Below are 23,649 nucleotides of genomic sequence, written 5' to 3' on the forward strand. Positions count from 1 at the left end.
TATCAGGAAGACGCCGATAGCTGCATAAGATATTTAAATCATCTGAATGACAGGGATTACCGTATTACCCATGACGAATTTTTCTCATTGCTTGATATGACGGATGAAACAACAAAATATATGTTCAATACAAACAGATCCGGATATGTATTCTATGGCTGTGATACGGACGGTGACGGAATTGATGAGTTGATTGCGTTTGAAAAGGACGGACGTGGGACCAGTTCCTATATTTATATGCTGACCAAGGGCGAGGAGGGCTATACTTACCTTAACAGCAATTATCTTGATGACGTCCGACTTTTTTCGTTATTTCAGTATGAAAATGCATTTTATTATGCTGCAAGCTGTTATGATGATTCTGCCGGGACAGTCAATCTGCAGATGTTCATGCTGAACCGCAATTGCTTCAAGCTATCCAATATCGTAGACAGCATATGTTTTAACCGGACATTTGATATATCAGAACCAGACCTCCTTTACCGCAATGAAAATAATCCGGATATACGCCTTGTCCAGGACTATCTTGGAGACATTCTATATGACGTTGTCTATGCAAACAGAGCAAAAGAAACGTTTCATGGGGATGAATGGGCATACCTGAATGAGGAGCGGCCATTCCCGAATGAGGATACGGACAGTTGGGATTATGATACGGAAGGCCAGGCCATAGACTGGAGCCGTATGTATAGGATGGATATAAACAATGATGGGAACGACGAGATATTCACAAAATCCCCTCCAGGTTACCAGCAGCCATTTGCACATAGGGTCAATTGGTATGACGGGGATTTCCGGCCATGCCCGGCATCGGTGGAGGAATGGGAGGATGAGGACTATCGGTCCGTTGATATGTGGTTTAAAAACATCAATGGGAAAATAGTCACATTTACTTTGTACCAGGAAATTCAATCCGGCTTGCAGTATCTTATTGATGCCAGAATACAGGAACGTGATGAACACACCATCCTAATGGATTATATGGTTGTATTGGAACCCACGGATATCCGGGTTACGGAGTTCGGCATTGGTACGGATGTTTCCATCTATAAACCTTTGATATACCAGGATCCGGATCTGGACAAGGCATTTCCTTATAATCTGCAGGATATGGCTGAAGTATTTTTACTAAAAGTACAGGGACCTTCTGTTACCATTGAAAATAATTGTGATATACCTGATGATTTCACAGAAATCCTGGAAGGTTTACTGACAGATGGCTCCCTGGACGATTTAAACAGTGAGCTGGGAATGGAACTGTATCGGATGAATGAGAATACTTTTCACAGCAGATATGGAGCATACACCGGATATGCCGAAAGCACACTTGAAGGCGGTACACAGTCTGTGTATCAGATAACCCTTGGCAGTACTGATTACTTTCTTTTATTGCAGTATAATGCTGTGGGAAAAGTTGGGGATTTACATATCTATCAAAAGGCTGCCGGCCGTCTGACCTATGTAAGCACCTATCAGCCTACGCATCTGTGGGCAAAGGTGATTGAATATTCCGGCAGATTATATATTGCCGAACGGCCGTCGCCGTGGTATGAATCCCCGCGCTATCTTGACCGTACCCGTATCCATCAGCTGATACCAGAAGGCGGACAGGATATCCTTATCGATGCGGTCCCCAAAACCTATCAGTGGCAGAAAATATATGATAATCAGGCTTATTACGGACCCGCTGTTACCGGATACCTGGAAGGGATAAAAACAGAATTGATGGACCTGCCATACCTGACCAAGGAGGATGCAGTCTATTTGGGTGATGAAACGCCTGAGATTGACCAGGATAAGCTCCTAAGGCTAGGTTCCGTTACATCCCCTTATGATACTTTTTATAAAATTGACTTCAATAATGATCAGAAAGATGAGTATATCTCAAAAAGTAAGTCTTACAACAGTATTTACACCGGCATATATCAATTCACCCATAAGGGGATTGCAGGATTGGGATACGATGAGAAGGCGGGCGGGACTTTGGGCCGGCCGGTCCAGCTCTGGTTTAAGGAAATAGAAGGAAAGGTTTTTACATTCCGGCTGTATTATGATGAGGAATCATACTACTATATATTAAATGTATCCTTGATAGAAGGGACTGGCATTACACAGGTCCAGACTTATATGATCGTACCCAAAGTCGATTATATTGCTTCTTATGGCTGTGAGTAAGAGCCCGGTAGGGAAAACCGTTTGGATCGGCAACCAGGACAAAGGAGGATGGAATGGATTTAAATTATCAGGAAATTGCGGACAGGGCCGCTGCACATGCCTTAAAGAGCGGCATCATACTTGATTATTCGGAAAAAAGCATTGCGGAAGTGGAATCTATCTTAGGGGAGTATTATAACCATCTTGCAGAATACGACGGCAGGGAAGGTGCGGATACATTGTGGAATATTGCTGTCCACTATGGTATTTACCTGGGTGAGACCATGCTGCGCCTTCAGTTAGGTGAAAAGGGCTTTGCGTGGTACATGGACAACGGAATGCCGGTCCTGAAGAACCGGACAAGCGCTCAGATATCCCCCATTACAAAGGCCCACAAACGGATGTTAAATGGGCCTGAGGACAATGTAAAAAGCTTCTTCGATGTGGCACTCCTGTTCGCAGATGGTAAATTCCCCACCAAACACGTTGTCCACCGCGCCATCAATGTCCAGCTTCCCTCGGGTCAGGTCATAGAAAATGTGCCATACCGGGATATCACTCCTTACATCATGATGATTGAAGAGGGCAGGGAGGATTTCCTGATATTGGAGTCCCAGGATGGATTTTTCCAGTTTTACGGGATAGACAACCAGTTTGTCGCAGAGGTGCGTGTCAATCTGCCAAACGGCGATTTCCAAACTTATTCCATCATTGATAAGGAAAAAGAACAGCAGATGGAACGGATCCGCCTTTCCACCCCCTATGGGCAGTTTACGCCTACGGAGCGGGCGGTGGTGTCCTTAGGACTGGTCCAAACAGTAGTTAAGGCATACTATGAACATATAAATGCAGAAGACTTCCTTAAATCCATCCCATGTGTTGACACCACAGAGGAAACGAAACGATGTATGGGGCTGATAAAATAAGATAACGGTTCATTTGCATGGCAGTCAGACAATTTTTTAGGATGCTGCGTCAACAAGGGCAGTTTATGCCAGAATCCGCAGCATCCTTTTTGTAGAAGTGTATCAGCTAACCGTCACCTTAAATCGGCAATCATCCGCCCCGCCTAATACAGTATGTATTATTTCAACTTGTATATCCTTGTCCGGCATCAAATCCTGTAAAATATATAGAACGCTGTTCCTTGAGCATTCACAATGGGACACATCCGTTACCTTGCCGGATAAAACCTCATCACAAACACATTTAGGATATCCTATTTCATAGATATGTCCAGGTTCGATTACTCTTGCAATGAGCATTTCCGTGTTACCATATTTTTTATACTGCTCATCTAAGCTGCATCCACATTCTTCAAATTGCGCGCGCTGAATGGGCAGAACCGTGTCCTTTACACAATCAATTGCTTTTTTCTTATAGTCCAATATTAATTTCTCCTTTACAAGTACAGATTTACTAAAAATAGGATACACGAAACATTACAAACTATCAATAGGTAAATATCAATCTACAGTTTTTGCTATTATTTCCATTTTCTTCCAGTATGTCCATTTTTTCAGTTTCTGTATGTACACAGCTTATCCATACATTTTCTCCATGCATGAAGAATCCCCAACACGTGAATTTAGCTGTTATCCCTCATCACCCTGCAAGGATTCCCATATGCAACGGTGTTATCCGGTATATCCTTTGTGACAACGCTGCCTGCCCCAATCACGACATTATTGCCGATTGTCACCCCAGGCATGATGATGGCTCCTCCGCCTATCCAGACATTGTCTCCAATTATGACCGGAGCTGTCTGGGTTTTGCAAAATTCAAACGTCCCATCTTCTTTTGGGCTTCCAAACCGTTCCATGGCATTGGTTGGGTGAAAAGCAGTATATATTTGAACATTTGGAGCAATTAAGGCATTATTCCCAATCATGATCTTGTTATCATCTAAAAAAGTACAGTTCATATTTACTTCGCAATGATTGCCAAAATAAATGTTATTCCCATAATCCACATAAAAGGGCGCCGTAATCCACAGGTTCTTTCCCCTTCCGCCTAACAGTTCATTCAGGATGCGCTCTTTTTCTTCTGTGTCCGCAGAATCAGTCTGGTTATAATCCCTGACCAGATCCTTTGCCTTGTGCCATTGTGATAAAAGTTCAGTATCCCCACAGTCATAAAGCTGTCCGGCTAACATTTTTTCTCTTTCAGTCATGATTCCCTCCACGTATACAGCCAAATCCATTTTTTATTTATTATACCATACCCGCGATGGCTAAAACAAAAAACATTACGAAACGCTGCGCTGCCTGCCATTTATCCGTACATAGAAAATATCTTTCCTGCCTTTTCTTTTAATATATCCCTGGCTTTGGCGGGCTCGATTATTTCCACATACTCCCCAAAGGAAAGCAGGTAAAGGAATGTCCAATCACTGAGCCGGTATCTGAATGTCACTTCCAGCGTACCGTCATCCAACCTCTTAATATACTTCTCTTGAAATTCGTCGTAGACTTTATAGGCTATCTTTTCAGAAAAATGCAATTTGAATACAGGTATATCGTTTTCTTCTTTACAGGCAGGCGTAATGGAAAAGTCCTCCGGCAGTTCACGGTCAAACAACGCATCTGTTATTTGAAGATTTCTTATGCGGGACATCTTATATGTACGGATAGCATTTTTGTGCCTTGAATAAGCAACAAGATACCAGGCGTGCGATTTAAAAACCAATTTTAACGGCTCGGCCAGCTGATTGGTTACCGTCAGTTCAGAATTAAAATAAGTAAATGCAATCACATACTTATTGATGATTGCGCGCTCTAAAACAGTGATATTGTCCCGTTCCTTTTCAGGGCTGCCCCAATAGGAAAAATCAATCTCCAGCCACTGCGGCTGCAAATCATGGCTGAACAGCCCGGCAACTTTGTTTAAGGCCTTATCCGCATCCGGATAATTTGAGGATTTCAGGATCTGCAATGCCTGAACCATATTTCTCTGCTCCGCTTGCGTGAAATAGGACTTATCCAATGAAAAACCTTCCAGTAAGGAAATTCCCCCTCCATCATCCGGCAGGCGGTTGGGCTGGTGTTCCGCTAAACAGCGGCTCTCCTAAATATTTGTCATGCGGAACTATCAGACATTTTTCAATGGGTTTCCAGTAGCTGTTGTAAAGATTCTTTTGCGCCGCCCCATAGTTTTCTTTCGTATCAAATTCCCAATAGAGCATATACTTAACGCTTTTTACAATACGGGTAAGTTTAAGCGGCGCAAGCCCCTCTTTAATTTGTTCCATATCTATATGATACCCTCTTTTGATAAGACGAAGGAAAAGCATTCCCTCCTGTTCTTCCAGAAAACTTTTCGCTTCAAGCATCAGCGCTTCAAATTCCTCCGTCTTTTGCGGTTTGACCTGGTAAATACATAGTTCGGTAAATGGCATATCAGATTTCTCCTTTGTTTTATTCCCAGCTTACAGCAAATAGTTATTTTCCCGATCCGCAATCTGCAGGGCAACCAATTTACAGGCTGCATATCCTCCCATAACCAAGGGTTCCCTATCACAAAGCGCTTCTGCCTCCTCCCGGCTGTCTGTTTTCAGGATATACATACCTGCCATGCCCGGATATCCTTTAAACACGCCGCAGATTTCCAGCTTTCCCTCATCATCCAGCCTTCTTATATTCTCCACATGCTCTGTAACAACCTTCTTTGTCATCTTATTATAGGTCTTGCTCTTTTCAAGCATGACCATGTACATCAGCTTTTCCATCTTGTATCCTCCTCCGGGATTTGATTTTTACAGCATGGTTCATTGTTCCCTTCCATTATATCATTAGGAATGCGACATGAGCATGTCATATTTTGGGGAAAATATTTTCGGGTCCTCAAAATCCCCTTGCCTGATTTCCGGGAGGCAGGAATATCCATTCCTTATGGTACGAATCCATACCTTCGCATTACCGCCAATGGAATTCGGGCGCCTGTGCGCAATGTCTGCTTTCCGGACAGGCAAAACTTATGTCGGAAGGGGACAGCCTATGGTATAATGGGCCTGTCAAATGAGCGTTAAGTGCAGGAGGTTTTATGAAAAAAACATTTATGATATGCGTGCTGATTGCCGGTGTGCTGGCGTCCACCGGATGTTCCGGGAGCCGTGTGAAGGCGCCCAAGGAGGTGTTTGCGCCGGAGGAGGCATTTGCAGAGATTCCCCACACGGTGTCCGGAAAGCTAATCCAGACCTGAGGATATGACCCCTCTGAGGGCACCTGGGATGTGGAGCCTGTTGAGGGCCAGGAAATGACGGCCAGGTCAGCTAAAGGCATCTATCTGAAGGAGCAGCAGCTTGTGGACGGGGAAATGCAGACTGTACGTGAAGGCTTTTTCCCGGAGGATGAGGCGGATTTGTTACTGAAGCAGTATGGAAGCGGGGAGCCATGGCAGCTTGATAGTCCCAGATGGAACATGTACGGGGGCCATCATGCTGATCCATGGTTGGAATAAAAACACGGTCTAAGAATACCTTTCCCCATTTCCTGCATCCGTTTGCAAATGACGCTGTCAGTTCACACCATGACCGGCCAAACTGCTAAAAAGGATAACATAAAAACGGGTTCATTGTAAATCCTTTCATTATATGTTATACTACAAAAACCGCAGCTGTCCGGCAGGGATGCAATCCAAGCTTCAGCCGGAAGACTATTTTGAATCGTATTGAACCAATCGGGATTTAAGAGAGGAAAGATAATGGTAAAGGAAAAAGTATCATTCAAAGAGTTTCAATCGGCAGTTGCGCCAGAACACCAGGCGTTTGTCGATAAACTTAATAACAAGCTGATAGAACTAGGCTGTAACCTTGTAATCAAGGAAGCAAAGAGCGGTTACACTGCTTCATACCAGCTGGAGAAAAAGACTGTGATGAATTGGGTGTTTCGCAAATCAGGCATTTTAGCGCGTATTTACGGTGACAATGCCGGTAAATATGAGGATGTGATTGCTTCCCTTCCTGCTGATATGCAGAAAAAAATGACTGCTTCCCGTGACTGTAAGAGGCTTATTGACCCTAATGCCTGCAGTGATACCTGTGTTAAAGGTTTTGTTTATGACCTGGATGGCGGAACATATAAAAAATGCCGGAATGACGGAATGTTTTTCCTGCTGACCAATGAAACAGCGGAGCATATAGCTGAACTGATCTGTGCCGAAGTTACTGTGCGTCAATCGGCTTCACAGCCACAGGACAGCTAAGTCTTATCAATTTCAGTTTATGGGCTGCTTTGGCAGCAGCAAGCACAGGACGGCCGGCCGCTGCTGTCGAAAGCCATTTCAAGGATTCAGCCTAAAATCCCTTGTGTCCCGCTCCGTCCCATTTACAATCAGGGCAATGGAATGGATTCCCGGATAATGCTTCCTTACACCCACATCTGCAAAGGAGTGTTTCTTCTTATAGGCCTTTCTCTCATTTTTCCCCAATGAAATTTCAGATATCTTAAATAGTTTCCGGTTTCTCTTTCCACTGGCTTTTACATAATCAATCCCGTATTCCAGCCTTATTTTCGATGCTTCTTCTGCAAGGATTTCAAATGAGAATGTCACATCCTCCCCAATCGAAATAGCTGTTTCCCCCAGTCTGAAATCCTGAACCTCCACTGAAGGCGCGCACTCATAGCCAAAGAGGGCCAGTACCTCACTGCTGCCTTTTTTAAGCAGGGTCCTGCACCCGTGCTTTACAATCCAGTCCGTATATGCATTCTTCCCATACCAGTCCTTTGCAAGTTCCATAACAAGGTCCGGATGGGTTTTTGAAATATCATTCAGATTATTGGCCACGCTTTTACGCACATGCAGGGAGGAATCGGCCTTCAGCTGCCTTAATATGGGCAGGATTGGAGCAGGGTCCTTTTTAAAACCGGTTAATGCCTGCCCCCACGGCAGCGCCGGGCGGCAGCCTTCGCTTGCAAGTCTTCGGATACATTCATTTTCGTCCTTTGACCAGGCGTACATCTGCTTCATCATACGCTCCTCATGGTTTATGATAAACCATCTTACCGCAAACTCCGATGACGCGTACTGCGTATATCTTGCCAAAGCCGCCATGGAAATATCCCAATTGGCTTCATCCCGCCCGTAAAGTTCAACAAAACCAGGAAAGAAGCCTGCGTAATTATCAAGCCATGAGCCATAGTTCATGACAATCTGATCCATAATACCAACAGCCGTTTCAAAATCCGCGGGCAGGTATTTCCCCAGATTTTCACTGATCCTTGTAATCCGGTCCTTTAACTCCCGCGCCTCCCACGTTTCATCGATTGTTGCCTGCAGAAAACCATCTGTTTGGAAATCACTGTAAACTGACTTAATATCCAAGGCCAGTTTGCGGAGCGATTCGTAATTGTATCTGTCTTTTATTGCGTTTCCCATATATGGTTCCTCGATTCTTTTGACAATCTCCCACAACTTTTTTAGTATAACATTACTTCACATATTTTTCAGCAAAAATAGCAAAGGCTGTTAAGGCTGGAAAGAAGGCAGAATTCCGAAGCGGACATACAGGGTTATACACAATAACAGAAAATAATGGGACGAAATGAGCTGTTTGACATTTTTATGAGTGGATAGTAAAATAAGAAAAACCAGTTATGGGTTTGTCCGCCTTAGGGTGTGTTTGAAAATTGCTTTCCGTCAGCTGTGCTGGAATGAATTATAAAGCACCCCCTAGGCAGAGACGGCGGACGGGAGGAGGTGCACATAGTGAGTGACATAATGGAATTTGCCAGCAGGGAAGAATTCAGACAATGGCTTTCTGACCATTGCCTGTCCAATGCCGGTATCTGGCTTCTATTTGGAAAAGCGGGCGGGCCGAAAACAATAAAGGCAGGCGAAGCGCTTGAAGAAGCCCTCTGCTTTGGCTGGATTGACGGACAGATGAAAAGCATTGATGACAAAACTTACAAGAAATATTTTTCTTCACGCAGGGAAAATAGTAAGTGGTCGGAGAAAAACAAGGCATTGGTTAAAAGCCTTGAAGAACAAGGACTTATGACCGATTGGGGCAGGAAGAAAATAGAGGACGCCAAAAAGAACGGACAATGGGATACCCCCAAATCCCCGGCGGTGACAGAGGAACAGATAGCCCTTTTATCTGGTTTACTAAAAGTGTACGGGCCCGCTTATGATAATTTTCAGGCGATGTCTTTATCAGTCAAGAAAACCTACACGCGGGCATATTTTGACGCAAAGACAGAGGCCGGGCGGGAAAGGCGGATTGCATGGATGGTAGATAGGCTCAATAGGAATCTAAAACCGATGTAAATCTTATGAGCGAGAGCTATATTAAAAATCATTTTCATGACATAAAAAGAAATGCGAATGCTATAGAACACCGTTTAGATGATACGTATTGTACTTTGGAACGTGTGTTGGAAGAGAATGCACAAGTCTTAGAACTTGCTCAAAAAAACAGGGCAAACTATATATTGATTGATGATGAGTACAAAATAAACATTGATTTATAACCGCTGAGGTAAGGTTTAATGAAAAAGGGGAATATCATTTTTCTAAATGGCGTATCAAGTTCTGGAAAGGCTACTTTCCGTTGACTGGAAAAAGCAAACCCGAATATACCGCGAAGAGGGCCGCGCAGATGGCGGAATGGATTTTCAAACAGGTCTTAGGCGGATAAGCCGCTGCAAACCGGATTTTTGAGAGGGAAACATGAATACACCAACACTTGAAACAGAACGGTTTATATTAAGGAAATTTTCTGAAAACGATTTGGAAGCCTTGTTTAAAATTTATAGTGATAAAGAAGTCAATCGGTTTTTGCCATGGTATCCCCTGAAAACCATGGACGAAGCAAAGCAGTTTTAGAAAGGCAATTTGCAGTTAAGTACGCTCAGAAATGTGCATATAACTACGCAATCTGTATAAAAGAAGACAATTATCCGATTGGATATGTCAACGTTACTACAAATCATAGTCATGACTTGGGCTATGGACTTCGCAAAGAATTTTGGCATAAAGGAATTGCTGCAGAAGCAGGCCGGGCGGTTGTTGGACAATACAGCAAAAGACTTGGAATGGAACGGGCAAACGCTGCCTGCTGGTTTTGTCAATCATGTATACATGGCTTCATTGAATGGTAAATTTGCTGCGGTTATGCCAAGCACAGATTATCTGCCTTGATCCGGACGGATGGCGGGGCAGGGCACAGAAAACATCCCCATGAAAGAACCGGGCTTGGCAGTCAGGAATTGGCTGCCCTCCCGGTTCTTTTTAAGTTGGATTCCGTTCCGCAAACAAAAGTTATCACTTCTTAATACTTCTTAAATTATATCTATCAAACTTCCATCTTCTGCATCCTTCTTATGATTTCACTTACTCTTTTATCAAAATCCCTTTCCGTATACTTTGATAATCTGCATTGGTCAAGGATTTCCCCATCACTCAGGAACAGCACCCGCTCGGTCCTGGCTGCTATATTCGGGTCATGTGTAACCAGAAGGATTGCAATGCCATCCTGGTTGATTTTTGTAAAAAGCTCCATTATCTCTTTTGCCGCCTTTGTATTCAGGGCCCCGGTGGGCTCGTCGCCAAACACGATTCCCGGTTCACCCATTAAGGCGCGGCAGATACCGGCCCGCTGAAGCTGGCCGCCTGAAGCCTGGGTAATATCCCTCTCCTCCAGATCCTCAATCCCCATCTGCCTCATCAGGAGCCTGGCTTTCGCAGTCAGCTGCTTCACGTTCCTTTTGCGGTCCCGGGTCTGGGGTAAAATAATATTGTCTAAAATATTGAGGTTTTTCAACAGGGTTGGCTGTTGGAAAACAAAACCCATCCTGTTCCTGCGAAGATCAGACAGCGCATCGTCTGACAAACCGGACAGTCTGCGCCCCTCAAAGGCCACCTCCCCGCTGTCAATACCGTCCATTCCGCTGAGGGCATAAAGCAGTGTGGATTTTCCCGAACCCGAGGGCCCCATGATGGATACAAACTCGCCGCTGCCGATTGTAACGGATACCTCATTTAAGACCCTGTGTTTTTCTTCTCCCACACCAAAGGTTTTTATGATTTTCTTACCGGATAATAACTGTTTCATGGCTTACTCCTTTATGGATTGGCATAATTTCACATGGCCTGCATCAGCGGTTCCCCATATGGTTGCCAGCAGACCGGAACAGACCAAAATCAGCGGGGAATATAAATAAGTGGACAGCGGATCAATGGCAAAACGGAATGCCGCTGCCCCAAACCAGGACGCTGCTGCAGCGGACAGCTTTTCTCCCAGGGTCCCCGCCAGTACCGTTCCCAGTAATATCCCTGCGGACAGTACCAGAAACGCGCGCCATGCATACTGCCGTTTAATGTCTGAGCCGGTAAATCCAATGGCCCGCAGCACAGCAATGGAATACCGGTCTTTTGCCGTCAGCATTTTCATGAACAATAATGTTACCAGTAACACAATGACCGCTGAGACAAGGCCTGCAATCCGCGACGCTGCCTGCACCGACTGCAGGGTCCCTCCAAAGGTCTGCTCCATGTATTGGTCAATCCCTGAAACTTTTGCATAGGAAAAGCGGGCCGCATACTCCGTAATTTTGTCAGATAACCTGCTTTTGTCTGCCAGATCCGCACAGACCAGGCTCCAAACCGGTGCCGTGGAGGTATCTGTAAAAACCGCTTTGGCGGTCTTACCTCCATTGGTGATGTCAGAATAAATCCCGCAGACCGTCAGCTGTTTTTCCCCGTCAAACGTCAGTAAGGTAATCTGATTGCCCACATGCTTCTCCATTTCATCCGCGCACATGGCCGAAATAGCAATTTCATTTTCCTTAACAGGCAGGCGGCCCTGTGTATATTGAAGCGGGAATACGGCATGATTGCCCAGCTCCACCTTAAGGTTCCCGGTTCCCCCACTGTCCAGCCTGACCTGGAAAATCTTGGAGACAAACATGGCATAGTCAGTAATATCCGGGTCATTTTCCATATAGCGGCCAATATCCCCTGTCTTTTCGGGGATTTGCCCGGTCTGCTGGATGTCCATGCGCAGGTCGCATTTTCCCACCCCGATGTTTGTGACAAAATCATCCCCGGAAATGGTATGGAACAGATTCTGCGGTACAATCATAATGAAACTTGCCAGGATGATTACCGCTGTCATCGTAAGATAGAGCCCCTTTCTTGCCAGGACATCCTTCAGCCCAAGCATGAAATTGGAGGAAAAGACGCTGTTCCCAGACAGCCTGACCGTCCTTAAGTTGTGTGGTGGGTCGGCCTGTGCGCCAAACCGGATTGCCTGCGCCGCAGAAATGGTCCGAAACCGCCTCAGGCTTCCATTTACATAAAGCAGAACCAGCAGGAATACAATCGATGCGCCCGCGCCGCCAAACAGCAGGGCCGTGACATGATTCCCGCTGCCGCCTAAATTCAGGCGGATGCTTTCCAGTAATACGTCCTGAAACAAAAGGGAAAGGAGGAATCCAAAAACACTTCCAATGGCTGCCACGACCGCATAGACCCCCAGGTAGATTCCCCTGATATCCGATACCCGCATCCCGACTGCCTTCATGACTCCGATTTCACGGTAATCGTCCTCAATTTTGGCTAAAAGCGTAAAACGGACGCATAACAGTGAAACAACGATTACAAGGAGCCCAATCAAGATAAGGATTGCAATCATGATGCCCTCTGAAATCCCGCTAATCATCTGAAACAACGGCCATGTAAGCGCAGGCCCGTTGGCCGGAAGTCCGGCCGCGCTGTAAGCAGTCTCAAAAGCGCTCAGTCCTGACAGGTCATGCAGGCGGAATTCAATCAAATATTCCACATTGCCAAAGGTTACAAGCTGGGAATAATCCTCTTCGCTTATCACAAACCGTTTGGAAGAAGCCAGGGTGGAATTCATTTGTGAATCACGGATAAAGCCTGCCACGTAAAAAGGCCTGCCGCATATAAAAGCCGGGTCACCCACGTCTGCAGTCCCATCCTTAAAATAACAGACAGGCACATATAATTCACCGCTCTGCGGTTTTACCGGCCGCCCTTCCAAATCAAGGAGGAAATCAAACTGTCTGCTTTGGGTGCAAAAACCATTGTCCTGGACGCTGTCCGTAAGCCTGTTCCCATCTAAGATAATATGGGTATTTTCCACATTCAAAAAGGGAACCACCTGGAAATCCGCCACATTACCGTTATGGTCCGCAAAGTCCTCCAGCCTGGTCATGTCAATGTCCCCTGTATGCATCTGCATAAAATGGGGCGTCCTTGCATCCGTCATGAGCCGGCCAACCGCACCACACAGGTTTACGGTAAGGATGGCGGCAAGTGACAGCAGCATAGCGGCCACGGAAATAAAAAGGATTGTGATAAGCGGCACTGCTTTGCCTCTTACAAGGTTTTTCCATATCATTTTACGGTTCATATAATCCTCCGTTTTCCAGGCTGCGGATGGATTTCATGCAAAGCAGGATGCCTGAGGTGACGCAAAGCAGCAGCCCGGCAAGGATGATTAAAAGTCCGATGCCCCGGCCCGGCCCTGTGCCAAGGATTTTTCCAACGCTTTCTGAAAGCGGGCCCCCGTCCAGAAGCAGAGGCGTGAACACGTAATCCGCCAACAGTCCGGAAACCGCATAGGCCGCCACGTATCCAAGCTGCGAAATCAGCCCAATCATGCCCCAGGCGCGTCCCTGTAAGCGGTTTTCAATATTGGTGCGCAGCAGGTAATCCAGGCTGGCATTGGCAAACGGCAGCATGGCGAAAAAAAGGAAGCCGGCCGCGCCCATGAACACAACATTTTCCCGCAGCCCGAATAAGGCCATGAAGATCCCGGCCCCAAAAAGGGACAGGGAGAGAAGCCCGGCGTATCCATTTTGGATGCTGATCCCGCCAAGGACCGCGCTGGACACCAGCATTCCCAATGTGATAACCGTCATCAGCGTCCCAAGGGTGACGCTGTCTGAAAAGCTTAAGACCATCGGTGAGGCAAGGGTCTGTATGACCCCCAGACAAAAGGTAATAAGCGCGCCCATGACAACCAGGGTGAGTATCCCCTTTTTGCCGGTCAGGGCGTCCCAGCCTGTTTTCAGCTCTGCAGAAAACGAGGACCCTTTTTCCGCTTTCCTGCCCTTAAGACCTTTTTTCACTGCCAGGGTTGTGGAAACCGTTACAAAAAAGGTGCAGATATCAAGGAGAAGCAGCAGCCGGATATCGGAGATGGTGAGAAGGAAACCGGCCAGAACAGGCGAAACCAGATATTTGGCAGAGCCGGCAATCTGTACCAGGCCGCTGGCTTTGCTGTACTGTTCCGGATCCAGCAGGTCTGTGATGGTGGCTTTATAAGCGGGTTCCAGGAGGGACGCGAACACGGAGCTGATGGTTACTCCCACGCAGATTTGCCAAAGCCGCGCCTCACCCTGCATCAGGCTCACCAGGATGAACAGCAGGCCCACCGCGGAAAGGCTGTCTCCCAGAACCATCAAAAGCCTGCGGTCATGCCGGTCAGCTAACACCCCTGCCACGGGGCCTAACAGAAGCGAAGGCAGGAACGCAAGCAATGTGACCAGCGCCATCTGGGACGCTTTCCCGGTTTGCTGAAAGATATAAACGCCCAGGCCAAAGGACGTGAGACCGCTTCCAATGGCTGAAATAAAACCGCCGGACCAGAGCAGCATGAATGCCCCAAAGGATTTACCTGTATTATTTTTCATTCACCCTGCCTTCCTGTAAATGCTTGTTCAAATGCTGCGAGTTCACCTTCCCCTACCCCAAGAAGCCTTTCCAGGTGATAGATGAAGGCCTGGATTTTTTCCTGACGTTGGGCCTGTGTCAGCCCCAACACATTGTCATCCAGCATGACATCCAAATAACACAATGCCATCTCCATGCATTCCAGAGGATGTGAGGTTTCAAAAATCCCCTGTTGGACCCCTTCCGCTACCATATCGGCCAGGATTGGCGGGACACCCATGAAAACAATCTTTTTGGTTTTTTCATGCATCTGTGTATTCTGCGGCTTGTGCAGCTGTTCCATCATCTTCTGCCCCTGGGTCTGCGAACGGTCCACATGAAGCGCCAGGATGGTCCGGATGATCCTCTCCTTTACAGGAATGCTTTTATCCTCTGCTATTTTCTTAGCGCCTAAAAAAATGGCATCGGTTTGACGTTTAATCAGCGCATCCATAATATCTTCTTTTGACTTGAAGTGATGATAAAGGGTACCCTTTGCAATCCCCACGGCATTCATAATGTCTGTGACGCTTGTATTGTCGTATCCTTTTTCCGAAAATAAAATCCCGGCTGCATCTAATATCTCGTTCTTGCGGACATTTGCTTCCTTTACAATCCTCATGGTAAGCCTCCTTTCTTAGACCGACCGTCGGTCTATTAATAAGGATACCATATCTTTTCTTGTCCGTCAAGTTTATTAAAGCTCAAAGTTTACAATCCGTTCGGCACGAATTTTCCCCCTCCTGATTCAATTCCTTCAATACCCGTTTTATCAAAATGGCCGTATTGCCATTTTTTCTGGCGCTTCCATTGATACCGATTCCTTTTATTCCATACCTCCATATGGAGTTGTCTTAATACCAATCATGTTTTTCTCCCCTGTCAAGGGCATTGATTCTTGCCATTTCGTCAGCGTCCAGTTCAAAATGAAACAATTCTGTATTTTCCTGGATATGTTCCGGATTGCTTGAACCCGGGATGACCACGATTCCTTTTTGCAGGTTCCAGCGGAGGATTACCTGTGCCGAAGTCTTTCCATGTGCCGCGGCAATCTCAGTAATCACAGGGTCGCCAAGCAGCTCTGCCGTATGTCCTCTGCCTCCCAGGGGATACCACCCCTGCACTACAATACCACGTTCCTGGATATATGGAATTACATCATTTTCCTGATAGTATGGGTGAATCTCATTCTGTATCAATGCAGGAGTAATGCTTATCTGCGGCAGGAATGCTTCCAGTTCATCCACATACCAGTTTGAAAGTCCGATTGAGCGGATTTTTCCATCAGCCGGACGCCACTGCCTAATGCCGCCGTAACGGAGTTCACACACGTTTCATCCTTCAGGCTGTACGTACCCAGACCATAAATCGGCATTTGATAGCCGCTGTTTAAGGTTACGGTCTTGGTTTCAAAATCAAAGGGACGCCGGAGGGCGGCAGGATTTGTTTCAGGCAGGTTAAGGCCGCGGACCCACTCCTCTATCGCACCTTTTGAGGTGCCGCCTGCAAAACGTCTGCCGGATAACCAGTCGGCCCCGGCTGCCAGAGCGTGAAGATCCGTATCACTGGAACCGATGCCGCTGCTGTGGGAAGTGCAGAATGGGACAATGGTCTTTCCTGTAAAATCATAGCTTTCCAAAAAAGTGCTGATGATTTTAGGCGCCTGCCCATGCCATATCGGGTATCCCAGAATTATTACATGATAGCGGGACATGTCTAAAGCGCTGCCGGAAATCACAGGACGGGCCAACGGATTGCTTTGCTCCCTGTCTGCACGGCCATCGGTATAATAAGCTAAATCTTCCTGTGTATACGGCTGTTCCGGTACAATCTCATAGATATCCGCCCCCAAAGCCTCCGCCGCGTATCCTGCCAGAGTCCGTGTCGTGCCCGTGGCAGAGAAATAGGCTACTAACGTCTTGCCCCCGGTAGCCTCCCCGTTTTTTTCAGAATCATCCCGCGCTTTCTCCGGCACATCGGTAAATGCGGTCACATCGGAAGATGGAGGTGCTGCGTTCATGGTTTCCACCCCTGTCTCCCTTAGCTGACTGGCAGCGGCCGCGCTCCCGCAGGCCGAAACAGGGATAACACAAATAGCGGCTAACAGAATAGATATCATCTTTTTCATATACTTGCTCCTTTCCAGATCATCATGCCAGATAAAGCTGACATTAAGCAACAATTGGAACCGTTCCATACATGCCATCACCTTTCTCAGCTTCATTATATGCCATGATACATATAATATCAAATGCCTATAGTAAATACAGTTCCATACTTATTAAGCATATATACGGCAAAAGAGGGGCTGCCTGGTTCATTGTAAGTCCAAACCCAGCTCATACTAAATACTCATATTAAATATGAATCCATACTTGACAGGCATGGTTTTGCTTATCTATAATAGAGGAAGGATAATAAGAGGAAACATAACAGGCGTGGCCGGAATGGCGATATCAGATTGGAGGTAATCGGTTGGATATACGTGTTTTAAGATATTTTATGGCCGTCACCAGGGAAGAAAGCATATCAGGGGCCGCGGAGTCCCTCCATATGACGCAGCCTACCCTGTCGAGGCAATTAATGGATCTGGAAGAGAAAATCGGCAAGAAGCTATTAATCCGCGGAAACCGCAGAATCACACTGACAGAAGATGGGATGCTTCTGCGCAAGCGGGCGGCCGAGATTCTTGACCTGGTGGACAAGACAGAGGCCGAGCTGACAGCTCCGGATGAGGTTGTGAGCGGGGATATTTACATCGGCGGAGGTGAGACCAACGCCATGCGCTTAATTGCCAGGATTGCCAAGGATTTACAAACGTCCTGTCCGGATATCTGCTACCATTTATACAGCGGTAACGCGGACGATGTGACGGAACGGCTGGATAAGGGACTCCTGGATTTTGGAATCCTGATTGAGCCGGCGGACATGAAAAAATATGATTATATCCGGCTGCCCGCCACAGACACCTGGGGGGTTTTAATGCCCAAAGACTGTGCCCTGGCTTCCCACGATTTTATCCGGCCGGAGGATATCTGGGAGCTGCCCGTCATCACTTCCCGCCAGAGCACTGTCAGCAATGAATTTTCCGGCTGGCTGAAAAAGGACTTTGGGAAGCTGAACATCGTGGCCACCTATAACCTGATTTACAATGCCTCCCTTATGGTGGAGGAAGGCCTTGGATACGCCCTGTGCCTTGACAAGCTGGTGAATACTTCAGAAAACAGCCGCCTGTGTTTCCGCCCCTTAACCCCAAAGATGGAGGCCCATCTGGATATTGTATGGAAAAAATATCAGGTGTTTTCCAGTGCGGCAGAACGGTTTTTGGGCAAGGTTCAGGAAGCATTTCATGGCAATATATCGTAAAGGCAGATTTCATTTCCAAACAGTAAAAGGGCAGGTTTTTATTCCTGCCCCTAACGCCTTAAAGCCTGTATGGACATTTGTTCCCCATCAGTACGCCATATCGGGAGGTCTTTTACATACTTTCTTTGAAAATCCCCAGGATTTCCTCCTGGGTCAGCACTTTATAGCCGCCCTCCATGATGAGGGTACTCTCCACCAACCCCGCAAGCATCTCTTCTGTCACGCCAAGTTCCCTGATATTCATGACAACACCGATTTCTTCCATCCAGTGTTCCATTGCAAGTAAGCCTTCTTCCGCCACTTCCCTGGCTGTCTTTCCGTCCGGATCCACATTCCATACATTTACCGCAAACCGTTTGAACTTTTCCAGCCCATAAGGCATGATATGGCGGTAATAGGCAAGAGAAACAGCAGACAGGGTCATACCATGGGTTGCGTCCGTGTGGGCGCCAACCGCCTGCCCCAGCATATGCACCATCCAGTCTGTTGACTTTCCCATTGCCACCAGGGTATTAAGCGCCCATGTTGCAGTCCACATGATGTTGCTTCTCGCCTCATAGTCCTCTGGATTTTTTATTGCAATCAGGGAACTGTGTATCAGGGACCGCATCAGTCCCTCCATCAGATAATCGGACGTATTGTCATCCTCCCCGGAAAAATACTGCTCGCATATGTGGTTCAGGATATCGTAAAAGCCCGCCGCCATCTGGTATCTGGGCAGGGAATAGGTAAATACCGGATTTAAAATGGAGAATTTGGGGAATACCCTGTCTCCAAAAACATGCCCGATTTTCAGCCTGCTCCCATGGTTTGTAATCACCGCTCCCCCGTTCATCTCAGAGCCCGTGCCCGCCATGGTCAGGACGCAGCCTACGGGGATGATTTTTGTATCCGGGTCCACATCCTCAAAATCCAGATAATACTTCTTCCAGGGGTCTTCCTTACAGTGGGCCGAGACTGAAACAGCCTTGGCATAATCGCAGCAGGACCCCCCTCCCACTGCCAGGATCAAATCCACATTTCCTTCTTTTGCAATCCTGCAGCCTTGGTAAAGCTTTTCTACCGTAGGATTCGGCATAACGCCGCCATCCTCAACAATATTTTTTCCATTGGCCTTTAAGATGGCAGCCACCTTGTGGTAAATCCCATTTTTCCTGATGGAGCCTCTCCCATATACCAGCTGTACATTTTTTCCATATTTTGGCAGTTCCTCATTGAGATACTTAAGCGAATCCTCTCCAAAATATAATTTTGTCGGGTTTGAAAATACAAAATTTCCTAACATATTTTATTTCCTCCTTCTTATAAGCAGCTTTTGTCTGTTTTTAAACACTTTATGGCTGCCCTGAACCCAACCGGGTCAATCTCCCAACTAAATTCCGTCATCATCAGATACGGATTGGCATGCCCTCTGCAAACCCCGGCCTCTCCTCCTGCAGACTGCTGGTCTGCGATGGTTTTTGCATTCTCCCCGGTCCGATCCGCTTCGTCCCCTGGCTACACACCTGAACAGGATGACGTTTCTGCGGTCTCAATAACGATTTCACCGGACAGGTCCGGGATCCATCCACTGCCGGATACAGCGGTTCCCAGGTCATATAATCCGCTGTAAGGACCATATGGCCCATCATACATAACCACGTCGCCCCAGGGGGAAAAATAGGCCAGTCCACCCTTCCCTCCGCCCTCTGTCAACGGCGTATCGCCTGTGTCCAGCTTATCCGATATATTCATTGTAATACATATTTGTTTTTATATCCAATGCTTATATCGGATACTATTCCATGCTTTTCTTCTATATCTTGCAGATTGCTCCCGCCTCCTGTATCATAATTTCCCGCTTTTATTTTCACCAAGTTTACACTACTCCAGGTTAAAAATACTAAAATTTTTAATAAGTCCCAAGAAATAAAAAACACCCCAAACCCGTATGAATACTGGATTCATACGGGTTTGGGGCATTTATCTGCATTTCTGGATAATTATTTGGCGTAATCCGTAACCCTGCTCTCGCGGATTACATTTACCTTAATCTGTCCCGGATACTCAAGCTCGTCCTCAATGCGCTTCGAAACATCCCTTGCCAGCAATACCATATCGTCATCGCTGATCTGTTCCGGAACAACCATGATACGAACCTCACGGCCTGCCTGAATAGCAAAAGATTTATCTACTCCCTTAAAGGAATTCGTTATATCTTCTAATTGTTTTAATCTGTTTGTATATGTCTCCAACGTCTCACGTCTTGCACCAGGTCTTGCAGCAGATATGGTATCGGCTGCCTGGACAATACAGGAGATAAGGTTGGTGGGTTCAACATCGCCATGATGGGACTCCACTGCGTTCAGCACGGTTGCAGATTCCTTATACTTCTTACACAGGTCTGCGCCAAGCTGTACATGGGTGCCTTCCATATCATGGTCAACGGATTTACCAATGTCATGTAATAAACCGGCACGTTTTGCTAAACGTACATCCACACCAAGTTCTGACGCCAGAAGCCCTGACAGCTGGGACACTTCAATGGAATGCTTCAGCGCATTCTGTCCATAGCTTGTCCTGAACTTCATCTTACCAAGTAACTTAACCAGTTCCGGATGAATTCCATGGATACCAACCTCGAGACAGGCGGCCTCGCCCTCTTCCCTCATGTTGTTCTCCACTTCTTTCTGTGCCTTCTCTACCATTTCCTCAATTCTGGCCGGATGAATCCGTCCGTCCACAATCAAACGCTCCAATGCAATTCTTGCAACTTCTCTACGTATTGGATCAAATCCGGATAAAACTACTGCTTCCGGGGTATCGTCGATAATCAGTTCCACACCAGTCAGTGTCTCAAGGGTACGGATATTGCGGCCCTCGCGGCCAATGATGCGGCCTTTCATCTCGTCATTTGGAAGCTGTACAACGGAAACCGTTGTCTCGGCAACATGATCTGCTGCACAGCGCTGGATGGCTGTAACAACCAAATCCCTTGCCTTCTTGTCAGCTTCTTCTCTTGCCTTGTTTTCAAGTTCCTTAATTAATTTAGCTGTGTCATGTTTTACATCTTCTTCAACAGATTTTAAAAGATATTCTTTTGCTTGTTCGGAGGTTAGACCGGATATCCGTTCCAGTTCCTGTATCCCCTGTTCATACTGGGCTTCCACTTCAGCTGTACGCTTACTGAGGACGTTCTCCCTTCTGACCAGGTCAGCCTCCTTCTTTTCCAGGGCATCTGCCTTTTTCTCAACGTTCTCTTCTTTACTTAATACACGTTTTTCATAACGTTGAAGTTCTGCTCTTCTTTCCTTGGTTTCCTTCTCTAATTCATTCTTCGTCTTTAAAGATTCTTCCTTGGCTTCCAGGAGAGCTTCTCGCTTCTTTGTCTCAGCGGTTTTTAATGCCTCATCTATTATTTCCCTTGATTTTTCTTCTGCACTTCCTACCTTACAGTCATACTGCTTACGCTCGTAGTTGCGTGCTGCAAACCAAGTAATAATAATAGCCACAATTATCACAGCGATAATTACTATAGGGACCATTATCTCTGACACAGGAGCACCTCCTTATTAAATTTTCATTGTACTAACTACAACGTATTAATTTTATACTTTTTTCAGAATTATGTCAAGTATCTTCCCCTTATTTTCGCTGCAATACAGTCAATATAGACAAAAGTTCATTCCTGCCATTCTTCCGTGTCCTCTGTGCCGATTTCCCGCATAACACGGTTGATTACATCGTAAGAATATCCTTTTCTTCCCAGAAATGCAGATAAACGGCCCTTTTCCTCATAGGAAATCCCAGTTTTTCCCTTCAATCGTTTGCGCAGAAGCTGCCTGGCATTTTCCACATCATCTACCTGGTTTTGGGAAAATGCCTCGCTTATCTCCTCCTGGGACACACCCTTTTGGGAGAGTTCATAGACCAGCTGCCTGCGGCTCTTCCTGTTTCCATAGGAGCGGACATAGCTTTCCGCATAGGCCCTGTCATTGATAAAACCATACTCCTTAAGGAAATTCATGGCATAATCCACTGCTTCCTCAGGATATCCGGCCTCCTTAAGCTTCTTCTTCATCCAGGCCTCTGTCTTGCCCGAGGACTTAAGCAGATATAGGGCGCGCTCCTTGGCCCGCCCTAACAGTACTTCAGTTAATATGCGCTGGTAAACATCTGCTTCCAGCTCTTTTCCCTCTTCAATCCCAAACCGCTCCACCTCACCCCTGTATAAAACAAAGGCAAAGCCTTCCTCAAGGAAGACTTTGCTTTTTCTCTTATCTACAGGGAGGATGGATGTGACCATCATGACAGCCTGGGAGCATCGGGTGTGTCAGCCCCCTCGGTCTTGGCTCCAGGCGCCTTGGATGCTTCTGCCCTGGTTCCCTTCTTTAATTCCTTTGCCTTGGTTTCCTCTGCTTCTGCTGTTTCTTCAGAGCCCGGCAGCTCATACCTTGTCCTTACCTTTGCCTCCACCTCTGCACACATCTCAGGGTTATCGGAAAGATACTGCTTGGAATTCTCCCGGCCCTGGCCAATCTTGGAACCATTATAAGCAAACCAGGCGCCGCTCTTCTCTATGATATTCTCCTTAACAGCCAAATCCAGGATATCCCCGACCTTGGAAATGCCCTTGCCAAACATGATATCGAATTCAGCTTCCTTAAACGGAGGCGCAATCTTATTCTTAACAACCTTGACCCGGACACGGTTGCCAATCACTTCGCCGCCCTGCTTCAGGGTCTCAATCCTGCGCACATCCAGACGCACGGAAGCATAGAACTTAAGGGCGCGTCCGCCGGTGGTGGTCTCGGGGTTGCCGAACATGACGCCCACCTTTTCACGCAGCTGGTTGATGAAAATCACAATACAGTTGGACTTGCTGATCACCGCTGTCAGTTTGCGCAGTGCCTGTGACATCAGCCTGGCCTGGAGTCCCACATGGGAATCCCCCATCTCACCGTCAATCTCCGCCTTTGGGACCAGGGCCGCCACGGAGTCCACGATAACAATGTCAACCGCGCCTGAGCGCACCATGGTCTCGGTAATCTCCAGGGCCTGCTCTCCGTTATCCGGCTGCGATATGTACAGGTTATCGATATCCACGCCGATATTCTTGGCATACACGGGATCCAGGGCATGCTCTGCGTCGATGAAGCCTGCAATCCCGCCTCTCTTCTGGACCTCGGCCACCATGTGCAGTGCAACCGTGGTCTTACCGGAAGACTCCGGTCCATAGACCTCAATGATCCTGCCCTTGGGTACGCCGCCCAGGCCCAGCGCAATGTCCAGGCTGATGGAACCCGTGGGAATGGTCTCTATATTCATGTTGGCCCTGGAATCCCCCAGCTTCATCACGGACCCTTTGCCGTAAGCCTTCTCTATCTGTGTAAGGGCCGCATCCAGGGCCTTTAACTTCTCATCTTTATTCATATCTCTGTTGATTATATTACTCTTCTCTTCTCTGGCCAT

At 46.8% G+C, this 23,649-nt stretch carries 25 protein-coding genes and 1 pseudogene; 9 read left to right on the plus strand and 17 right to left on the minus strand.

Going from position 1 to position 23,649, the window contains the following annotated elements:
• Window positions 1-120: 120 nt before the first annotated feature.
• Together DWX59_RS03805 and DWX59_RS03810 are read left to right on the plus strand one after the other, a co-directional pair.
• A complete protein-coding gene (locus DWX59_RS03805; RefSeq protein WP_207660395.1) occupies window positions 121-2,175 on the plus strand; it encodes a hypothetical protein in 2,055 nt (684 codons plus the stop codon).
• 53 nt (window positions 2,176-2,228) lie between these two features.
• Entirely contained in the window at window positions 2,229-3,080 is an 852-nt protein-coding gene (locus tag DWX59_RS03810) for a hypothetical protein (protein ID WP_117556330.1), read from the plus strand.
• Between the two features lie 102 nt (window positions 3,081-3,182).
• Here the strand turns inward: DWX59_RS03810 and DWX59_RS03815 are convergent, their stop codons facing one another.
• From DWX59_RS03815 to DWX59_RS03835, 5 genes are all read right to left on the minus strand, one after another.
• The gene (locus DWX59_RS03815; protein WP_117556332.1) at window positions 3,183-3,542 is read right to left on the minus strand and encodes a hypothetical protein; all 360 of its coding nucleotides are present in this window, start codon (window positions 3,540-3,542) and stop codon (window positions 3,183-3,185) included.
• 200 nt (window positions 3,543-3,742) lie between these two features.
• Entirely contained in the window at window positions 3,743-4,327 is a 585-nt protein-coding gene (locus tag DWX59_RS03820) for a sugar O-acetyltransferase (protein ID WP_117556334.1), read from the minus strand.
• A 101-nt stretch (window positions 4,328-4,428) separates the two neighbouring features.
• Window positions 4,429-5,100 carry a helix-turn-helix transcriptional regulator gene (locus DWX59_RS03825; RefSeq protein ID WP_235844898.1) on the minus strand — a complete coding sequence of 224 codons (672 nt, stop codon included), beginning with the start codon at window positions 5,098-5,100 and terminating at the stop codon, window positions 4,429-4,431.
• Window positions 5,101-5,173: 73 nt separating this feature from the next.
• Complete coding sequence (locus tag DWX59_RS03830) at window positions 5,174-5,551, minus strand: hypothetical protein (RefSeq protein WP_117556338.1); 378 nt, start codon at window positions 5,549-5,551, stop codon at window positions 5,174-5,176.
• A gap of 30 nt (window positions 5,552-5,581) precedes the next feature.
• The gene (locus DWX59_RS03835) at window positions 5,582-5,881 is read right to left on the minus strand and encodes a YciI family protein (RefSeq protein WP_117556340.1); all 300 of its coding nucleotides are present in this window, start codon (window positions 5,879-5,881) and stop codon (window positions 5,582-5,584) included.
• A 314-nt stretch (window positions 5,882-6,195) separates the two neighbouring features.
• On the opposite strand from DWX59_RS03835, the gene DWX59_RS03845 reads away from it, so the two are divergent.
• From DWX59_RS03845 to DWX59_RS03850, 3 genes are all read left to right on the plus strand, one after another.
• Entirely contained in the window at window positions 6,196-6,354 is a 159-nt protein-coding gene (locus tag DWX59_RS03845; RefSeq protein ID WP_227116318.1) for a hypothetical protein, read from the plus strand.
• A gap of 30 nt (window positions 6,355-6,384) precedes the next feature.
• Window positions 6,385-6,612: a hypothetical protein gene (locus DWX59_RS29170; RefSeq protein ID WP_235844900.1), complete on the plus strand. Its 228-nt coding sequence runs from the start codon at window positions 6,385-6,387 to the stop codon at window positions 6,610-6,612.
• 243 nt (window positions 6,613-6,855) lie between these two features.
• A complete protein-coding gene (locus tag DWX59_RS03850) occupies window positions 6,856-7,356 on the plus strand; it encodes a hypothetical protein (RefSeq protein WP_117556345.1) in 501 nt (166 codons plus the stop codon).
• Between the two features lie 78 nt (window positions 7,357-7,434).
• Here DWX59_RS03850 and DWX59_RS03855 read toward each other — a convergent pair whose 3' ends face one another.
• A complete protein-coding gene (locus DWX59_RS03855; protein ID WP_117556347.1) occupies window positions 7,435-8,529 on the minus strand; it encodes a DNA alkylation repair protein in 1,095 nt (364 codons plus the stop codon).
• 330 nt (window positions 8,530-8,859) lie between these two features.
• On the opposite strand from DWX59_RS03855, the gene DWX59_RS03860 reads away from it, so the two are divergent.
• From DWX59_RS03860 to DWX59_RS29760, 3 genes and pseudogenes are all read left to right on the plus strand, one after another.
• The gene (locus DWX59_RS03860; protein WP_117556349.1) at window positions 8,860-9,420 is read left to right on the plus strand and encodes a YdeI/OmpD-associated family protein; all 561 of its coding nucleotides are present in this window, start codon (window positions 8,860-8,862) and stop codon (window positions 9,418-9,420) included.
• 5 nt (window positions 9,421-9,425) lie between these two features.
• Window positions 9,426-9,623 carry a hypothetical protein gene (locus DWX59_RS03865; RefSeq protein WP_117556351.1) on the plus strand — a complete coding sequence of 66 codons (198 nt, stop codon included), beginning with the start codon at window positions 9,426-9,428 and terminating at the stop codon, window positions 9,621-9,623.
• Window positions 9,624-9,822: 199 nt separating this feature from the next.
• Window positions 9,823-10,253 (plus strand): annotated as a pseudogene (locus DWX59_RS29760) (GNAT family N-acetyltransferase).
• A 194-nt stretch (window positions 10,254-10,447) separates the two neighbouring features.
• On the opposite strand, the gene DWX59_RS03875 reads toward DWX59_RS29760, so the two are convergent.
• The 6 genes from DWX59_RS03875 to DWX59_RS03900 form a co-directional block, all read right to left on the minus strand.
• A complete protein-coding gene (locus tag DWX59_RS03875) occupies window positions 10,448-11,206 on the minus strand; it encodes an ABC transporter ATP-binding protein (protein ID WP_117556353.1) in 759 nt (252 codons plus the stop codon).
• A 3-nt stretch (window positions 11,207-11,209) separates the two neighbouring features.
• Window positions 11,210-13,528, minus strand: a complete 2,319-nt coding sequence (locus DWX59_RS03880; protein WP_117556355.1) for an ABC transporter permease — start codon at window positions 13,526-13,528, stop codon at window positions 11,210-11,212.
• Entirely contained in the window at window positions 13,518-14,813 is a 1,296-nt protein-coding gene (locus tag DWX59_RS03885) for an MFS transporter (protein WP_117556357.1), read from the minus strand. The genes DWX59_RS03880 and DWX59_RS03885 overlap by 11 nt, the downstream gene beginning before the upstream one ends.
• The gene (locus DWX59_RS03890) at window positions 14,810-15,454 is read right to left on the minus strand and encodes a TetR/AcrR family transcriptional regulator (protein WP_117556359.1); all 645 of its coding nucleotides are present in this window, start codon (window positions 15,452-15,454) and stop codon (window positions 14,810-14,812) included. The genes DWX59_RS03885 and DWX59_RS03890 overlap by 4 nt, the downstream gene beginning before the upstream one ends.
• 232 nt (window positions 15,455-15,686) lie before the next feature.
• Window positions 15,687-16,079: an aldo/keto reductase gene (locus tag DWX59_RS29185; RefSeq protein WP_235844909.1), complete on the minus strand. Its 393-nt coding sequence runs from the start codon at window positions 16,077-16,079 to the stop codon at window positions 15,687-15,689.
• The gene (locus DWX59_RS03900; RefSeq protein WP_227116311.1) at window positions 16,046-16,960 is read right to left on the minus strand and encodes a flavodoxin; all 915 of its coding nucleotides are present in this window, start codon (window positions 16,958-16,960) and stop codon (window positions 16,046-16,048) included. Before DWX59_RS03900 ends, DWX59_RS29185 begins: the two co-directional genes overlap by 34 nt.
• A 347-nt stretch (window positions 16,961-17,307) precedes the next feature.
• On the opposite strand from DWX59_RS03900, the gene DWX59_RS03905 reads away from it, so the two are divergent.
• The gene (locus tag DWX59_RS03905; RefSeq protein WP_117556361.1) at window positions 17,308-18,198 is read left to right on the plus strand and encodes a LysR family transcriptional regulator; all 891 of its coding nucleotides are present in this window, start codon (window positions 17,308-17,310) and stop codon (window positions 18,196-18,198) included.
• 112 nt (window positions 18,199-18,310) lie between these two features.
• On the opposite strand, the gene DWX59_RS03910 is transcribed toward DWX59_RS03905, so the two are convergent.
• The 5 genes from DWX59_RS03910 to recA all read right to left on the minus strand — a co-directional run bounded on the left by DWX59_RS03910 (window position 18,311) and on the right by recA (window position 23,649).
• Entirely contained in the window at window positions 18,311-19,483 is a 1,173-nt protein-coding gene (locus DWX59_RS03910; protein ID WP_117556363.1) for an iron-containing alcohol dehydrogenase, read from the minus strand.
• A gap of 212 nt (window positions 19,484-19,695) precedes the next feature.
• Window positions 19,696-19,932 (minus strand): cyclophilin-like fold protein, encoded by a 237-nt coding sequence (locus DWX59_RS03915; protein ID WP_117556365.1) that lies wholly within the window; start codon window positions 19,930-19,932, stop codon window positions 19,696-19,698.
• Between the two features lie 248 nt (window positions 19,933-20,180).
• Complete coding sequence (rny, locus tag DWX59_RS03920) at window positions 20,181-21,734, minus strand: ribonuclease Y (RefSeq protein WP_117556367.1); 1,554 nt, start codon at window positions 21,732-21,734, stop codon at window positions 20,181-20,183.
• A gap of 125 nt (window positions 21,735-21,859) precedes the next feature.
• Window positions 21,860-22,486 carry a regulatory protein RecX gene (locus DWX59_RS03925; protein ID WP_117556369.1) on the minus strand — a complete coding sequence of 209 codons (627 nt, stop codon included), beginning with the start codon at window positions 22,484-22,486 and terminating at the stop codon, window positions 21,860-21,862.
• Window positions 22,483-23,649 carry a recombinase RecA gene (recA, locus tag DWX59_RS03930; protein ID WP_117556371.1) on the minus strand — a complete coding sequence of 389 codons (1,167 nt, stop codon included), beginning with the start codon at window positions 23,647-23,649 and terminating at the stop codon, window positions 22,483-22,485. The genes DWX59_RS03925 and recA overlap by 4 nt, the downstream gene beginning before the upstream one ends.

This window comes from Enterocloster aldenensis (genome assembly GCF_003434055.1).
GTDB classification, from domain to species: domain Bacteria; phylum Bacillota; class Clostridia; order Lachnospirales; family Lachnospiraceae; genus Enterocloster; species Enterocloster aldenensis.

Excerpts from the sequence above, each read along its gene's own strand:
- DWX59_RS03805 (WP_207660395.1), top strand. The coding sequence starts at position 121 with ATGTTCAATACAAACAGATCCGGATATGTATTCTATGGCTGTGATACG.
- recA (WP_117556371.1), bottom strand. The coding sequence starts at position 23,649 with ATGGCCAGAGAAGAGAAGAGTAATATAATCAACAGAGATATGAATAAA.
- DWX59_RS03850 (WP_117556345.1), top strand. The coding sequence starts at position 6,856 with ATGGTAAAGGAAAAAGTATCATTCAAAGAGTTTCAATCGGCAGTTGCG.
- DWX59_RS03830 (WP_117556338.1), bottom strand. The coding sequence starts at position 5,551 with ATGCCATTTACCGAACTATGTATTTACCAGGTCAAACCGCAAAAGACG.
- DWX59_RS03825 (WP_235844898.1), bottom strand. The coding sequence starts at position 5,100 with ATGGTTCAGGCATTGCAGATCCTGAAATCCTCAAATTATCCGGATGCG.
- DWX59_RS03820 (WP_117556334.1), bottom strand. The coding sequence starts at position 4,327 with ATGACTGAAAGAGAAAAAATGTTAGCCGGACAGCTTTATGACTGTGGG.
- DWX59_RS03900 (WP_227116311.1), bottom strand. The coding sequence starts at position 16,960 with ATGAAAAAGATGATATCTATTCTGTTAGCCGCTATTTGTGTTATCCCT.
- DWX59_RS03880 (WP_117556355.1), bottom strand. The coding sequence starts at position 13,528 with ATGAACCGTAAAATGATATGGAAAAACCTTGTAAGAGGCAAAGCAGTG.
- DWX59_RS03910 (WP_117556363.1), bottom strand. The coding sequence starts at position 19,483 with ATGTTAGGAAATTTTGTATTTTCAAACCCGACAAAATTATATTTTGGA.
- DWX59_RS03810 (WP_117556330.1), top strand. The coding sequence starts at position 2,229 with ATGGATTTAAATTATCAGGAAATTGCGGACAGGGCCGCTGCACATGCC.
- DWX59_RS03925 (WP_117556369.1), bottom strand. The coding sequence starts at position 22,486 with ATGATGGTCACATCCATCCTCCCTGTAGATAAGAGAAAAAGCAAAGTC.
- DWX59_RS03845 (WP_227116318.1), top strand. The coding sequence starts at position 6,196 with ATGAAAAAAACATTTATGATATGCGTGCTGATTGCCGGTGTGCTGGCG.
- DWX59_RS03865 (WP_117556351.1), top strand. The coding sequence starts at position 9,426 with ATGAGCGAGAGCTATATTAAAAATCATTTTCATGACATAAAAAGAAAT.
- DWX59_RS03855 (WP_117556347.1), bottom strand. The coding sequence starts at position 8,529 with ATGGGAAACGCAATAAAAGACAGATACAATTACGAATCGCTCCGCAAA.
- DWX59_RS03885 (WP_117556357.1), bottom strand. The coding sequence starts at position 14,813 with ATGAAAAATAATACAGGTAAATCCTTTGGGGCATTCATGCTGCTCTGG.
- DWX59_RS03915 (WP_117556365.1), bottom strand. The coding sequence starts at position 19,932 with ATGAATATATCGGATAAGCTGGACACAGGCGATACGCCGTTGACAGAG.
- DWX59_RS03875 (WP_117556353.1), bottom strand. The coding sequence starts at position 11,206 with ATGAAACAGTTATTATCCGGTAAGAAAATCATAAAAACCTTTGGTGTG.
- DWX59_RS03835 (WP_117556340.1), bottom strand. The coding sequence starts at position 5,881 with ATGGAAAAGCTGATGTACATGGTCATGCTTGAAAAGAGCAAGACCTAT.
- DWX59_RS03890 (WP_117556359.1), bottom strand. The coding sequence starts at position 15,454 with ATGAGGATTGTAAAGGAAGCAAATGTCCGCAAGAACGAGATATTAGAT.